Consider the following 12800-nt stretch of genomic DNA (forward strand, 5'->3'; position numbering starts at 1 on the left):
GCTACCTCGCAGGCCTTCACCTCCGCGCCTCGATGATCTGGATAGACGACCTCGTACGACCGCTCCACTGATCACAACATCACACAGGCCCTAGGACGCCGGGGCCGACCGGGGCGCCGCGGGGCAGCGGTCATCAGAGTGATGTCCAAGTCGCTTTTCAGAAAGGCAAGTTCTCGAAAGTGCTCGGCCAAGGTGTCGAACGAGAACTCCAATGTCTCGAAGATCTCGGGATCGGGCCGGAAGGTGATCACCGTCCTGCTGTCGTCGGCCGTTCCGGTCCGGACGGGTGTCGCCGCGGTGACGGCCCGCTCGTACCGCAGCACCCAGTGGGCGCCGCCCCGTCGCACCTCGGCGGTCAGGCGGCTCGACAGCACGTTGACGACGGACAGTCACACACCCTTGTAGCCGCCGGACAGCGAGTGCCGGTCGGCGGGCTGCACCCCGCAGCCGAGCACGGTCAACCGGTCCTCAAGCGTGGGCCCGTCGCGGTGGCCGGCGCACTTCACCGGGAGGCCCACGCCGTCGGCGGCACCCCGGACGCCGCCGTCGGCGGTGAGGGTGATCTCGACGCGGCTGGCGGTGCCGGTGAGGTTCTCGTCCAGCGCCCGCTCGGCGGCTTCGAACACCACGTGGTGAAGACCGCGTTCGCCGACCGATCCGATGTACATCCCGGGCCGCTTCCGTACAGCGTCAAGGCCCTCCAGGATCACGTCGTGCTGGCGTCGTACGCCTGGGATTCCTCGCTCATGGTGTCCCCTCCGAGGGTGTCCGACAGAGTTTCACCAGCCTAGAAGAAATCGCACGAACGGCCAGGTCGGAGCCGCTGTGGCGGGGCCGTGGGCGGAGCTCTGAGGGGCAATCGGGACTGCCTGGCCGCAACGGGTCCGCGGAGCCTCGGCAGTGCCGCCGCGGCCCTCCGGGGACCGCCCGCGGCACCGTTTCGGGCGGCTGCGGGGTCACGAATTCCAGCAATCCTCCCCACGGCCCCGGCCTGGCGGCGGACGGCGGGCGAAACGTCCGGCTACGGGACGGATCGGGCGGAGCCGGACGGCCGCAGGCGGCCGGCGCGGGCCTCCGCCACGGCGGACGCCTGTTCGTCCGCGGAGACGCGGGACGCGGCGCCGGGCCGGCCGGTCCGCCTACTCCGCGGGGATGTCGAAGCCGGCCGCTCGGAGGTTCCGGGCCTCGACGCTGCCGGGGTCCAGCGGTCGGGCGGCGGTCATGACCACGCGGGCGTTCTCCGGCGTGACGACCTCCAGCTCCACCGTGTTCCACGGGGTGCGCCGCGGCCCCGTCGTGCACCCGGGCAGCAGCGCGGCACACGCGTGCGCGATGTCGTCGACCTGGCTCAGTACGCACGCGAAGCTGACGCTCGTCGCGGGGGTTCCGGCGGGGCGATCGCCCGGGACGAGCAGGGCGTCCTGGAACGCCCAGCGTCGGACGTGGGTGAGCTGTCCGGGGATCGTGAACAGGTCGATGAAGCCGAGCCCCCGGGTCCAGAAGTCCACGGACACCGCGAGGTCGGCTGTCGGCACGGTCACGAACATCTCGAACGCGTTGTAGTGGTCGGTCATGTGGCCATCCTGGGACATGACGTAACGTCAGGGTCAAGCCGGCCTGGAAGCCCCCGCCGCCCGGGTTCGGGACGCGGCGCCGGCCCCGGAGGTTCTCCGATCGCGCGGATCCGGCCGCCGCGCACCGCTCCGTAGGCGTCGGCGGACTTCCGGCACGGGCCGGGGCGAGGGCGCTCCCGGCCCGCGCCGGTCGGGCTCGCGGGGTTCAGCCGGCCAGCTGGGCCTGGAAGACGGCGCGGTTGAAGTAGGCCCTGGCGTCCCGGATGAGGCCGGTCTCGTCCAGTTCGTAGATGTTGATGCCGGACCAGTTGACCGGCCTGCCGTCGAGGGTGACGGCGGCTCCCCGCCAGGAGACGGCGACGTGGTTGCCGAGGGTGTGGGCCTCGGTGGGGGTCAGCCCGAGGAAGGGCTGGAAGGCGGGCAGGACGGCGGCGATGAAGTCGCGGATCGCGGCGCGTCCGAGTATCGGCGGGGTGCCGACGGGGTCGTGGAAGACCCCGTCCTCGGCGAACGCCTTCGCCCAGGTGTCGGCATCGCCCTCCTGGGAGGCGCGGAAGAACTGCAGGATGGCGGGAGGCATGGCCGGGAACGTCATGATGGTCCTTCGTGTCTGGTGCTTGGCTCGTTGCGTCTGCGTCTGGGTCTGCGGCTGCGCCCGCGGCTGCGTGGCCGGGCGCGGCGGTGGTGGCGGTGCCCGCGCCGGGGTGCGGCGGCCGTTCACCGTTGTGGGCCCGTGGGCGTGGCGACGGGCTCCGCGACGGGCGACTTCCCGGGCCGCCGGCGGCGGTCGGTGAGCCGGGCGGTGAGGGCGAGGGCCGCGGCGAGGGCGATGAGTGCGCACACCCCGGGCCAGTCCAGCAGGGCGTAGGCGCGGATGCCGAGCCAGGAGCCGGCGCTGCCGCCGAGGAACGAGCACGTCATGTAGGCGGTGTTGAGCCGGCTGCGGGCCTCGGGGCGTAGCGAGAAGATGCGGGCCTGATTGGCGATCTGGCTGGTTTGCACGGCCAGGTCGAGCAGCAGGAGCCCCAGGGCGACGGCCGCCAGCCCGGCCGCGCCGCCCGCGACACCGGCGGTCAGTGTCAGGGCGGCGGCGAGGATGCCGCCGGTGCACCAGGTGGTCACGCGGTCCGCTCCACGCCGGTCCACCCAGCGGCCGGCGGCCGGGGCGCAGGCCATGCCGGCCGCGCCGATCAGCGCCAGAAGGCCGACGGCCTGGGCGTCCATGTTGTAGTGCGGGCCGGTGAGCAGCAGGGCGAGTGCCGTCCAGGCGGCGCTGAAGGCGCCGAAGAGGGCGGACTGGTGGAGCGCGGAGCGGCGCAGGTGCGGCTCGGCGCGCAGCATTCGCACGGTCTCCGCCAGAAGAGCCGGGTACCGGTCGCGGGTGGCGGGCGCACTCGTGGGCAGGGCCAGGCCGAGGGCGAGGGCGAGCAGCCCCGTGAGCACGGCGGCGGCCAGGTACGGGGCGCGCCAGCCGAGGTGTTCGCCGATCACGCCGCCGAAGGTGCGCGCGAGCAGGATTCCGCCGATGAGGCCGCCCTGGAGGGTGCCGATCACCGAGCCGCGCCGGTCCGGGGCGACCAGGCCCGCGGCCATCGGCAGCAGGAGCTGCGGCACCACCGTGGTCAGGCCGACCGCGACGCCGGAGACCATCAGCGGTGCGGCGGCCGGAGCGAGGCCCGCGGCCAGCAGCGCGCAGGCGGTCACCGCAAGGAGGACGGTGATCAGCGGGCGGCGCGGGAGCCGGTCACCGAGCGGGACGAGGAGGAAGATGCCGGCGGCGTAGCCGAACTGGGTGACCGTTGCCACGCTCGCCGCGGCGGACGGTGTGATGCCCAACCCGCCGGCGATGAGCGGGGTGAGGGCCTGCGGGAAGTAGACGTTCGCCACGCTGACACCGCACGCCAGCGCCATGACCAGTGGCAGTCGCCGCCCGGGCCGCGCGGTGATCGGCGGGACGGGTGGATTGGTTCGGGGCACCGCGACTCCAATCGAACGAACTAGATGGTTCGGAAGCTGGAGTGAGACTCGCAGACCGGTGCCGGATCGTCAAACGAACTGGTTCGTTACTCTCGCTCCATGGCATACGACTCCACGGCGACCAAAGAGCGCATCCTCGCGGCAGCGACCGCCGAGTTCGCCGCCCACGGCGTCGCCGGCGCCCGCGTGGACCGCATCGCTGCCCAGGCCGAGGCCAACAAGCGGGCGATCTACGACTACTTCGGCGACAAGGGCAGGCTCTTCGCCGCCGTCCTCGAACGCCTCATGGCCGACCTCGCCGAGGCGGTCCCGCCCGGGGACGAGGAGCTGCCGTCCTACGCCGAGCGCCTCTTCGACTACCACCGCGCCCACCCCGAGGCTCTGCGTCTGCTGATGTGGGAAGCCCTCGAACTCGGGGACCAGCCCGTTCCCGGCGAACAGGACCGCACCCGGCACTACCAGGACAAGATCGACGCGGCTCGTACCACGGACGGCGACGCCGATCCCCGCACCCGCCTGTTCTTCACCCTCGGCCTGGTCGGCTGGAGCCTGGCCATGCCTCAGCTTCGCCGCATGATCCTCGGTGCGGATCACAGCCTCGACGACCTCCGCCCCGCCATCGCACGCGCCGTCCGGGTGCTGCCCACCGACGACCGCCCCAGCCGGCCGAATCCCGGCAGCACGTAGGACCGGGAGGCGCCTCGGTCGAGGAGCAGGGGAACGCCGGCGGTCGACGACGCGCGGATGCCGCCCGTCAGGGACCCGCGTTCGACGTCCGGGGCCGCCCGGTCCGCCTTCTCTCCGGCCGAGGTGATGGTGTTCGCGCGGGCAGGTCCGGACGCGTGGGCCGGGTGGTCGGGGCGCCGGCACCTTCGGGCGCCGGCACGGACGGTCGCTACCTGGGCTTCTTCCCGTGGGGGCCGTCGTTCTTCCGGCCCTGCTGCTTCTGCTTGCCCTCGCTCCCGCGGCCGGCGGAGGACCGGGCGGGTGCGGCGGGGGGCGCGGGGGCGGCCGGCTGGGCGACGGGAGCGGCGGTCGGCGCGGAGTCGCGGGCCGGGGGCGGCGTGCTCGGAGCGACCTCCGTGGCCGCGGGGGTCGTCGCGGGTGCGGGGGCCATCGAGGGTGCGGGTGCGGTGGGCGGGGGCGCCGAAGGCACCGCGGCGGGGGCCGGGAGCGCCCTCGGCGGGTCGTCGACGAAGGCCGTACTGCCTCCCGCGCCCGCCAGCGCCAGCACGGAGACCGCCAGCAGGAGGACGGGCCGGGGGGCGGCGACGTGCGGCCTCCTCGACGGTCGCGGTAGGACCGCGGTCCCGGCCGCGGCCGGGACCGGCGCGGGCGGCGGTACGGCGAGCAGCCGGGCGCAGGTCGCCGCCGACGGGCGGTGGTCGGGGTCCATGTCGGTCATCCGGCGCAGGACGGCCACCAGGTCCGCGGGCAGGTGGGGCGGGATAGCGGGCGGGCGGTGGAGCCGGGCGGCGGCGGCTTCGATGGGGGCGCCGGTGTACTCGCGGTGCCCGGTCAGGCATTCGATCAGGAGCAGGCCCAGGGCGTATATGTCGGCGGATGCCAGGGCGCCCCGGCCGCGGATCTGCTCCGGGGCCAGGTAGGCCGGGGTCCCGACGATCAGCCCGGTGCAGGTGAGGGCTTCGTCGTCGGCCGATGCCTGCCGGTCGAGGATCCGGGCGACGCCGAAGTCCGCCAGTCGCGGGCGGCCGGCGGCGTCGACGAGCACGTTGGACGGTTTGACGTCCCGGTGGACCACCCCGTGGGCGTGGACGTGGGCGAGGGTCTGCGCCAGGTCCCGCCCCAGGTGTCTGACGTCGGCGGCCGGCAGCGGGCCGGACCGCAGGACCGCTGCCAGGGTGGGGCCTTCCACCAGCTCCAACGCCAGGTAGGGGTGCTCCGCGACGGCGCCGTAGTCGTACACCTCGACCAGGCCGGGATGGCTCAGGCGGGCCAGCATCCGCGCTTCCGTGGCGAAGCGTCGGACGGTGTCGGCCGTCGCGTCCGGGCGGGGGATCTTGAGGGCGACGGCCCGGTTGAGCCGTTCGTCCACGGCCCGCAACACGTCCGCGCCGCCGCCGCGCCCCAGGACCGAGTCCACCCGGTACCGGCCCGCGAACAGTGTCCCGGTGCTCCTGCTGGCCGTCACGGTCATGTCGCTCTCCGATGCTGGATCCTCGCGCCTGCGGGACGCGCCCTCGGTCGCCTACCCGGGGATCCCCTGAGAACACGGGTCGGTTCGGCACCGGTCGCCGGGTCGTATCGCACTGGCCGAGGGCCTGCGCGAGTCCACCGAGTCGTGGGCCGACCTGCTGCGCGACTGCCACCGACGTGGCATGCGCGACCCCGAGCTGGTGGTCGGCTACGGCGCGATGGGGCCATGGAAGGCCCTTCGGGAGGTATTCCCCGCCGCGCGGCATCAGAGGTGCTGGGTTCACAAGGCCCGCAACGTCTCGAACGCCCTGCCGAAGTCCGCGCGGCCGGGCGCGACGAAGGCGATGCAGGAGATCTACAACGCCCAGGACCACGCCCACGCCGAGAAGGCGATCGAGGTGATCGCCAAGACCTACGGCACCAAGTGGCCCAAGGCCGTCGCGAACTCACCGTCGACGCCGAGGAATGGCTGGCCTTCTACGACTTCCCGGCCGAGCACTGGATCCACCGGCGCACCACGAACCCAACCGAGTCCACGTTCTCCACGGTCAAACTCCGCACCAAGGTCACCCGCGGCGCCGGCAGCCGCACTTGCCATGGTCCTCAAGCTCGTCGAGTCAGCTCAGGCCCGCTGGCGCGCGATCACCGGCCCCCACTTGGTGTCCCGGTCCGCGCGGGAGCCCGCTTCGAACGCGGACAACTGGTCGAGCGAGAAGAACAGGCAGCCTGGTGGTCCCCTGGCCGGCTCACGCGTAGAGGTCCAGAAGGGCCTGGATGTAATCCTCCAGCCTGCCGGTCAGCACGATGGGGGTCAGGTCGGTGCGGCCCAGTTCCCGCCAGGGGACGGCGACTTTCTCGGCGTCTGGTGCAAAGGCCAAGGCATCCAGGAGGCGCCAGTACAGATGTGCGGTGCGATCGTCGGTCAGGGAACCGCCCGCCTCGACGTAGCGGTCGGCGAAGCTCATGCCCGCAGGAACGCCGTGGAGCAGGGCCAGGGCGGTCGAGCAGTGGGCCACATCCAGGTCTGCCGGCCCCCAGGAGGTCTCCACCCAGTCGACGACGCCGCTGATCTGCAGGTCGTCGCCCTCACCGTCGAAGAGGATGTTGCCGGGGTGGAAGTCGCGATGCAAGAAGCAGGGCAGATAGTCAGGAGGTTCGCGGCGGATGACGTCCACGGCGCGCTGCCACAGTTCCGGGCGCGCGGTATCCGTGGGCAGGTTCACCTGCTCGGGGCCGGTCCACGCCTGGTAGGCCCGCGGTCGGGTTTCCTCGTTCACCTGCACCTGGTGAATGCGCTGCAGTTGGCGGGCCAGTAGGTCGGCACGCCGGTCCGCCTCCTGGTCGGTCAAGCGAACCGTGCCCGGCAGCAGGGTCATGAGCAAGGAGGGATGGTCGCAGCACTCCGCCGTGGCATCGACGGCCACGATCTGGGCGGCGGGCACATCCGTGTCGTTCAGCAGCCGCTGGATGTTCGCCTCGCGTGTCAGCAGCCCTTCGGCGTGCCGGAGGTAGAAGGGCTTGACGAAGGACCGAAGCACCAGCGAGCGCCGGCCTCCCGGTCCGCAGATGTCCAGACGGCGCATCTGCGACGTCCATCCCCCACGCAAGCGCACGACATCTTCGATGCGCTCCGACGCGAGCAGTCCCTTCTCTACCCAGGATCGCGTCGCGTCCCAGCCCTCACCGTCGAGATCCACACCAAGGCGCTCGGCGCCCTCACCCACATCCATGGGTGGCAGGCTATCGAACACTCAACGACGCCAGGCCGAGCACCCTCTCACGCAGCGCGGCCGCGAACGCGGACACCGTGAGGCCCTCGGGCCGCCGGCCGGCGGTCCGGGCGAAGTGCAGCGGCGTCGCGCCGTCGCCAGCCGCCTCGACCACCGAGAGCACCGCGACGGCCGCCGCCGCGACCTCCATCCGGTCCAGCGGGGTCCGGGCCCGGCCGGGAGCGGCGAGGTGGCTCTCGACCAGGTCGAGCCCGCGGCCCGGATTGCGACGGTAGCCCCGTACGAGTTCATGGGTGAGCGCTTCGGCGGCCGGGAACTCGCCGCCGTCCGTCTGCGCATCGCCGAGGCCCCCGTAACCCGCTGGGAGATGGCCCTCGGCGTGGGCGACGACATCGAGCGGATCCGGCCCGGGTAGCGGATCGGGTTCGAGACTGAGACGAACATGGGGAGTTTTGCCGACGCCATGGCCTGGCCGGTGCTGACGGGCCCGCTCCTGGAGTTCTGGTGCGGGTTCCAGGGCGGGAACCGGCAGCCCCGACGCACGGAGAGCCTCTTCGGCGGCGCGTTCGAGCGCGTGGCCGATGACGAGCACGGGGCCGACCTCGTGACGTTCGGTGCCAAAGGATCCTCGGTGGTCTGGCTGGGGCGCACGCGAACCGGAGCCGTCGCCTCCGTCGCCGTGGCCTCCGGGTACCACCTGTTCGCCCGGGAGCCTTCGCTCTGAGGGCTCACCGACTGGCAGGCCTTCGGCGAAGGCATACGAAGTCCGGTAAGCGGGACACCGGGCGCAGCGCTGAGGCGGCTTTCGCGCCTGGTGAGGGTGGGTCTGGTGCGGGTGGTTCGGGGGCGTTCACGTTGCCGGTGCGGTTTCAGACGTCGGTGGATGAGGACGTGCTGGCGTAGTTCATCGCTTCCCGGGTGCTGGTTGGTGAGACGCAGTTGTGGCGTGAGGGGTTGGGTCACGCGCGGAAGTGGTTCGAGGAGACCGGTGGGCTTGACGTGCCGTTTTCCGCGCTCGTTGGAGAGAATGTGAATTACCCGCTCGGGAAGTGGCTGTCGGACCGGCGCGGCAAGGACGTGGCCGGTGAGCTGGCGACGTACCGGGTGGAGATGTTGGACGCGCTCGGCATGATCTGGTCCGTGTCGGACGCGCGGTTCGAGACCGGATCGACTGGGCCGGGTCTGTGCGAAGGGCCACAGCGGGTCGCTGGCGGCGCCGGCGCGGGCCTCCATCGGTGGGTACGCGATCGGCACGTGGCTGTCGGAGCTGTGGGCTACCGCGCAGGTGCCGGCCAGGGAACAGGGGGACGCTGTCGCCCGAGCGGCGGCGGGCACTGGAGGAGATCGACCCATGGTGGCCCGGTGTGGCCGATCACCCGGCAACGCGCCTACGCGGCCGCCAGGTCGTGGTGGCTGGAGGCCGACGGCCGGGTCGACTGGACCGCCCTGCCGATGGACACCGCGTTCGACGGCGAGCAGCTCGGCCGGTGGGTGCGGGCGCAGCGGGCCGGCCGACTGGCCCGGCCTGGAGGCCGAGCAGCGGGACCTGCTGGCGGCGATCGGCATCGAGGAGGATCCGGGGCCGGTGGCCGCGAAGGCCGTGGTCGAGGCGAAGCCGACCGTGTCCCGCACCGACCGGTTCGCCCGGGGCATGGCCGCCCTCGCCAAGTTCGTGGAGCGGGAGCGGCATCCCCGGGTACCCTGCCCGCGCAAGGAGCCGGTGGAGACGGTAGAGGACGGTCCGGGCGGGGAGGAGCAGGTGGTGGTGCCGCACGTCGCGCTGGGTACCTGGCTCAACAACCAGAAGCCCCGCCGGGCGAAGCTCACGCCCGGCCAGCTCACCCAGGGTCGTGAGGGACGTGGGCGCCCTGGGGATCTGGGTGGGAATCCGTCGCCGAAGGCTTGGCGCATCGGGGGCGGCGGGGAACAGCCGTTGGGCACCGCATGGTCAGCAGGCGCGTCGTGGACGCTCCACTGGCCCCGGGTCAGAGTCACGCTGTAGCCACCGAAGGTGATGCTCCGCGGCTCCGCGGGCCATCCGATTCCGTCAGTCGGGCGAGCGGTCCTGCCGCAGCGCACTGACAAGCCCGACCCGGGTCGATGGCCTGCCGCCCTGGGCGCACCGTCCGGTCAGGACACTTTGTCGACGGTGGTGTCGTCGGGGTCCAGGCGGCGGCCGTCCGCCGATCGGACTTCGAGCACGCGCAGGCCCTGTCCGTGCCGGCGGTCGACCAGCCGCGAGTGCGGCTCCTCCGGAGCGAAGAAGTTCTGTTCGCCCCATTGCCGCAGCGCCACGATGACGGGGAAGAGGGCGTTGCCCTTCGGGGTCAGGACGTACTCGCGGTAGGCGCTGCCGTCCGAGGCGGGCACGGTGTCGAGGATGCCGCCGGCGACGAGGGCCCGCAGGCGGGCGGTCAGGATGTTCTTCGCCACGCCGAGGCTGCGCTGGAACTCCCCGAAGCGACGGCTCCCGTCGAAGGCGTCCCGCACGATCAGGAGGGACCACCAGTCGCCGATCGCGTCCACCGATCGCGCGACGGGGCAGTCGCTGTCGTCGAAGCGTGTCCTTGCCACCATGCCGTCCTCCCACCATGTCGGTTGCAACATGATACCAACGTCGGATACGGTCCGGATCGGTAGCAAGTTGAAACCAGATAGGGAGAGGGTGTCGAATGCTCGTCGACTGTGAGGCCGGGACGCGGCAGGCCGCGGCCCGCGACGACGGGGGGCCCGCGCCCGCCCTGGCCCGCGGGGTGATCGTCCTGTTCGCCGTGGCCTGCGGGACGGCGGTGGCCAACGTCTACTTCGCCCAACCGCTCCTCGCGACCATCGGCCACGACCTCGCCATGAGTCCGGCACTGGTCGGGGGCGTCGTCACGCTCACCCAGGTCGGCTACGGGGTGGGCCTTCTCCTCCTCGTACCGCTGGGTGACGTCGTCGACCGCAGACGGCTCATCGTCGCCCAACTGCTCCTCCTGGTGGTGGCGCTGGCAGCGGTCGCGCTCGCCCCCACCGCGACGCTCCTGCTCGCGGCGACGGCCGCGATGGGGCTTCTCGCCGTCGTCACCCAGACCCTGGTGGCCTTCGCGGCGTCCCTGGCCTCACCCGACCGCCGGGGAGGGGTCGTCGGTCTCGTGACCAGCGGCGTGGTCATCGGGATCCTGCTCTCCCGCACCGCCGCCGGCCTCGTCGCCGACCTCGCCGGCTGGCGCTCCGTCTACCTCGCCTCGGCGGGGCTGACCGCCCTGCTCGCGCTGGTCCTGCACCTGGTGCTGCCGCGCCGCGGCGCCCTCCCGCCGACCTCCCTGCGGTACGGACAGCTGCTGCGCTCCACGGTCACCCTGTTCGCGCGGGAACGCGTCCTGCGGGTCCGGGCCCTGCTCGGCCTGCTGATCTTCGCCGCCTTCAGCACCCTGTGGAGCAGCGTCGCACTGCCGCTCAGCGACCCGCCGTTCTCCCTCTCCCACACCGCGATCGGGGCTCTCGGACTGGTCGGAGCCGTGGGCGCGCTCGCGGCGACCGCGGCGGGCCGGCTGAACGACCGCGGACTCGCCCGACGGACCACCGGCATCGCCCTGGCGCTGCTCGCCGCCTCCTGGCTGCCGTTGGCCTTCACCCGAAGCTCACTCTGGGCCCTGGTGGTCGGTGTCGTCCTCCTCGACCTCGCGGTGCAGGCGGTCCACGTCACCAACCAGACCCTGATCTACGCGCTGCGGCCGGACGCGGGCAGCCGGTTGATCGGCGGGTACATGGTCTTCTACTCGATCGGCAGCGCCACCGGGGCGATCGCCGCGACCTCCCTCTACGCGGTCGCCGGCTGGGGGGCCGTCTGCACGCTGGGCGCCACGTTCAGCTGCCTCGCGTTCGCGCTCTGGGCGCTCTCCCGTTCCGACACCCCGGCACCCGGCACCTCGGCACCCGGCACGCCCGGGGACGGTGCGCCGGGTGACGGTGCGCCGGGTGACGGTGCGCCGGGGGTTCGCGGCGGCCTCGCCGGCCGGGGTCCTGCCGCCGAGCGGCGGTGACGAGGAGTCCGGTGCCGGCTCGGAAGCGGACGGCGGTCCGGACGGCGTGATGCGCGCCGCCGTCCGCCCCGCCGGGTGATCGGCGCCGGCCGATCAGCGCCGGCCGAGCACCTCGGCCAGGCGACTCACCCCGACCGCGCCCTTGCCCAGCGCGACGGTCCGACGGACGCACCCCTCGGCGGCGCGCATCACGCCGACGCCGATGCCGTGGGCCTCCGCCGTGCGCCCGACGTGAGCCGTCGTGGAGACCCCCGACGTGAGCGGGTTGATCGCACCCGAGCAGGTGCCGCCCTCTTGGGCCCACACGCTCCTGCTACGGGACAGCACCGCAGTCCACGCACGCCAGCAGATCCATCGCCCCCCGGTGCTCGCGTCCCCCCTCTGCCCGACGCTCGGCCCGCCGCCGCACGTACACAGCGCGGTCCCCCGGGCCGTCGAGCGCGTCGGTCAGGGGGGCAGGCCGTCGCGGCCGTGGCGCCACCACACCCCACCGAGCGAGCCGTGGTGGACCTCTACTGTCACCCGATCGGCAGTGGCGAAACGACGCGGCTGGGGGGGTTGCGGCAAGGCTGACGGCGACGCCTCAGCGCCGTCCCGCCCACGACACACGTCGCCTCACGGCCGCGGCGCACACCCGCACCCGCACCCGCACCCGACCGAGGAGACCGTCGTGATCGTCCGTTCCTTCCAAGACCTCGACGACACCGACCGTCACGTGCGCTCAGCGTCGGGGACCTGGCACGCAAGCGCGCGAACACCCCTCACATCCACCAGGACAGCACCACGATGACAACCACTCCGATCTCCGAGCGACCCACCCTCACGGCCCGCCCCAGCACTTGGCGGAAGCCCAGACGCTCGTGGACCACTTGAGCCGATCAGCCCGTGCAGCGCGAGGTCGCCGAACGCCTGCCGCACCGCCTTGTCGAAGCCGCACCCGGGTGCGGCAACCGCTGGAGCTGGTCAGCGGTGGCGACCGTGGGGACGCCGAGCGCGCCGAGGACGTCGGCGCGCAGCGCGTTGGTCGAACCGTTCGGGCTGGCGGCGCCGCGCCGGTACGCGGTCCGTCCCGGCCGGGACGGCTCGACGAGCAGCTCCGGGAACCTGGGCGGCCCCGCGGCGGATGCGGGTTCGGGTCTCGACCGAAGAAACGCGTTCTCCCGGAGCGGCCGTGACCCGCCGCTCGGGGTCGCCCAGCCACACCGGCCCAGCCAGGCGGTCGGCGAACTGAAACGGCCCGGCCTAGGGCACGTATTCGGTCGTGATCAATGGGTTCGAGTGAGGTCCTTGATCCAGATCATCGCGCCACGGAGGTGGAGGCCGGCGAGGTAGCTTTC

At 72.7% G+C, this 12800-nt stretch carries 15 protein-coding genes and 2 pseudogenes; 7 read left to right on the forward strand and 10 right to left on the reverse strand.

What is annotated here, in order from left to right:
* Positions 1-71: 71 nt before the first annotated feature.
* From ABZ495_RS35965 to ABZ495_RS35985, 5 genes are all read right to left on the reverse strand, one after another.
* The gene (locus tag ABZ495_RS35965) at positions 72-374 is read right to left on the reverse strand and encodes a hypothetical protein (RefSeq protein ID WP_359840160.1); all 303 of its coding nucleotides are present in this window, start codon (positions 372-374) and stop codon (positions 72-74) included.
* 15 nt (positions 375-389) lie between these two features.
* A complete protein-coding gene (locus tag ABZ495_RS35970; RefSeq protein ID WP_359840162.1) occupies positions 390-668 on the reverse strand; it encodes a hypothetical protein in 279 nt (92 codons plus the stop codon).
* A gap of 471 nt (positions 669-1139) precedes the next feature.
* Positions 1140-1574: a VOC family protein gene (locus tag ABZ495_RS35975; RefSeq protein WP_359840164.1), complete on the reverse strand. Its 435-nt coding sequence runs from the start codon at positions 1572-1574 to the stop codon at positions 1140-1142.
* Between the two features lie 205 nt (positions 1575-1779).
* Positions 1780-2154, reverse strand: a complete 375-nt coding sequence (locus ABZ495_RS35980) for a nuclear transport factor 2 family protein (protein WP_359840166.1) — start codon at positions 2152-2154, stop codon at positions 1780-1782.
* A gap of 137 nt (positions 2155-2291) precedes the next feature.
* Entirely contained in the window at positions 2292-3485 is a 1194-nt protein-coding gene (locus ABZ495_RS35985) for an MFS transporter (protein WP_359840182.1), read from the reverse strand.
* 165 nt (positions 3486-3650) lie between these two features.
* Here ABZ495_RS35985 and ABZ495_RS35990 point away from each other — a divergent pair, with 165 nt between their 5' ends.
* Positions 3651-4238 carry a TetR family transcriptional regulator gene (locus ABZ495_RS35990; RefSeq protein WP_359840168.1) on the forward strand — a complete coding sequence of 196 codons (588 nt, stop codon included), beginning with the start codon at positions 3651-3653 and terminating at the stop codon, positions 4236-4238.
* A 208-nt stretch (positions 4239-4446) separates the two neighbouring features.
* Here ABZ495_RS35990 and ABZ495_RS35995 read toward each other — a convergent pair whose 3' ends face one another.
* On the reverse strand, positions 4447-5709 hold the full coding sequence (locus ABZ495_RS35995; protein WP_359840169.1) for a serine/threonine-protein kinase: 1263 nt from the start codon (positions 5707-5709) through the stop codon (positions 4447-4449).
* A 91-nt stretch (positions 5710-5800) separates the two neighbouring features.
* On the opposite strand from ABZ495_RS35995, the pseudogene ABZ495_RS36000 reads away from it, so the two are divergent.
* A pseudogene (locus ABZ495_RS36000) lies at positions 5801-6420 on the forward strand (transposase); the annotation flags it as partial.
* Between the two features lie 34 nt (positions 6421-6454).
* On the opposite strand, the gene ABZ495_RS36005 reads toward ABZ495_RS36000, so the two are convergent.
* Together ABZ495_RS36005 and ABZ495_RS36010 are read right to left on the reverse strand one after the other, a co-directional pair.
* The gene (locus tag ABZ495_RS36005; RefSeq protein WP_359840171.1) at positions 6455-7438 is read right to left on the reverse strand and encodes an aminoglycoside phosphotransferase family protein; all 984 of its coding nucleotides are present in this window, start codon (positions 7436-7438) and stop codon (positions 6455-6457) included.
* Between the two features lie 10 nt (positions 7439-7448).
* On the reverse strand, positions 7449-7628 hold the full coding sequence (locus tag ABZ495_RS36010) for a hypothetical protein (protein ID WP_359840173.1): 180 nt from the start codon (positions 7626-7628) through the stop codon (positions 7449-7451).
* Positions 7629-7667: 39 nt separating this feature from the next.
* On the opposite strand from ABZ495_RS36010, the gene ABZ495_RS36015 reads away from it, so the two are divergent.
* From ABZ495_RS36015 to ABZ495_RS36030, 4 genes and pseudogenes are all read left to right on the forward strand, one after another.
* Entirely contained in the window at positions 7668-7853 is a 186-nt protein-coding gene (locus tag ABZ495_RS36015) for a hypothetical protein (RefSeq protein WP_359840175.1), read from the forward strand.
* Between the two features lie 27 nt (positions 7854-7880).
* Positions 7881-8162, forward strand: a complete 282-nt coding sequence (locus ABZ495_RS36020; RefSeq protein ID WP_359840177.1) for a hypothetical protein — start codon at positions 7881-7883, stop codon at positions 8160-8162.
* A 194-nt stretch (positions 8163-8356) separates the two neighbouring features.
* Positions 8357-8557, forward strand: a pseudogene (locus ABZ495_RS36025) (helicase associated domain-containing protein); the annotation flags it as partial.
* A 466-nt stretch (positions 8558-9023) separates the two neighbouring features.
* Positions 9024-9440 carry a helicase associated domain-containing protein gene (locus ABZ495_RS36030; protein ID WP_359840186.1) on the forward strand — a complete coding sequence of 139 codons (417 nt, stop codon included), beginning with the start codon at positions 9024-9026 and terminating at the stop codon, positions 9438-9440.
* A gap of 128 nt (positions 9441-9568) precedes the next feature.
* Here ABZ495_RS36030 and ABZ495_RS36035 read toward each other — a convergent pair whose 3' ends face one another.
* Positions 9569-10015, reverse strand: a complete 447-nt coding sequence (locus ABZ495_RS36035) for a helix-turn-helix domain-containing protein (protein WP_359840184.1) — start codon at positions 10013-10015, stop codon at positions 9569-9571.
* A gap of 95 nt (positions 10016-10110) precedes the next feature.
* Between ABZ495_RS36035 and ABZ495_RS36040 the strand changes: the two genes are divergently transcribed.
* Entirely contained in the window at positions 10111-11463 is a 1353-nt protein-coding gene (locus tag ABZ495_RS36040; protein WP_359840179.1) for an MFS transporter, read from the forward strand.
* 93 nt (positions 11464-11556) lie between these two features.
* On the opposite strand, the gene ABZ495_RS36045 is transcribed toward ABZ495_RS36040, so the two are convergent.
* Complete coding sequence (locus ABZ495_RS36045; RefSeq protein WP_359840181.1) at positions 11557-11769, reverse strand: hypothetical protein; 213 nt, start codon at positions 11767-11769, stop codon at positions 11557-11559.
* Positions 11770-12800: the final 1031 nt, after the last annotated feature.

The sequence above is a fragment of the Kitasatospora sp. NPDC005748 genome (assembly GCF_040630735.1).
Lineage (GTDB): Bacteria > Actinomycetota > Actinomycetes > Streptomycetales > Streptomycetaceae > Kitasatospora.

Coding starts and splice junctions, on each gene's coding strand:
- ABZ495_RS35970 (WP_359840162.1), bottom strand. CDS start 668: ATGTACATCGGATCGGTCGGCGAACGCGGTCTTCACCACGTGGTGTTC.
- ABZ495_RS35975 (WP_359840164.1), bottom strand. CDS start 1,574: ATGACCGACCACTACAACGCGTTCGAGATGTTCGTGACCGTGCCGACA.
- ABZ495_RS35980 (WP_359840166.1), bottom strand. CDS start 2,154: ATGCCTCCCGCCATCCTGCAGTTCTTCCGCGCCTCCCAGGAGGGCGAT.
- ABZ495_RS35985 (WP_359840182.1), bottom strand. CDS start 3,485: ATGGCGCTGGCGTGCGGTGTCAGCGTGGCGAACGTCTACTTCCCGCAG.
- ABZ495_RS35990 (WP_359840168.1), top strand. CDS start 3,651: ATGGCATACGACTCCACGGCGACCAAAGAGCGCATCCTCGCGGCAGCG.
- ABZ495_RS35995 (WP_359840169.1), bottom strand. CDS start 5,709: ATGACCGTGACGGCCAGCAGGAGCACCGGGACACTGTTCGCGGGCCGG.
- ABZ495_RS36005 (WP_359840171.1), bottom strand. CDS start 7,438: ATGGATGTGGGTGAGGGCGCCGAGCGCCTTGGTGTGGATCTCGACGGT.
- ABZ495_RS36010 (WP_359840173.1), bottom strand. CDS start 7,628: ATGGAGGTCGCGGCGGCGGCCGTCGCGGTGCTCTCGGTGGTCGAGGCG.
- ABZ495_RS36020 (WP_359840177.1), top strand. CDS start 7,881: ATGGGGAGTTTTGCCGACGCCATGGCCTGGCCGGTGCTGACGGGCCCG.
- ABZ495_RS36035 (WP_359840184.1), bottom strand. CDS start 10,015: ATGGTGGCAAGGACACGCTTCGACGACAGCGACTGCCCCGTCGCGCGA.
- ABZ495_RS36040 (WP_359840179.1), top strand. CDS start 10,111: ATGCTCGTCGACTGTGAGGCCGGGACGCGGCAGGCCGCGGCCCGCGAC.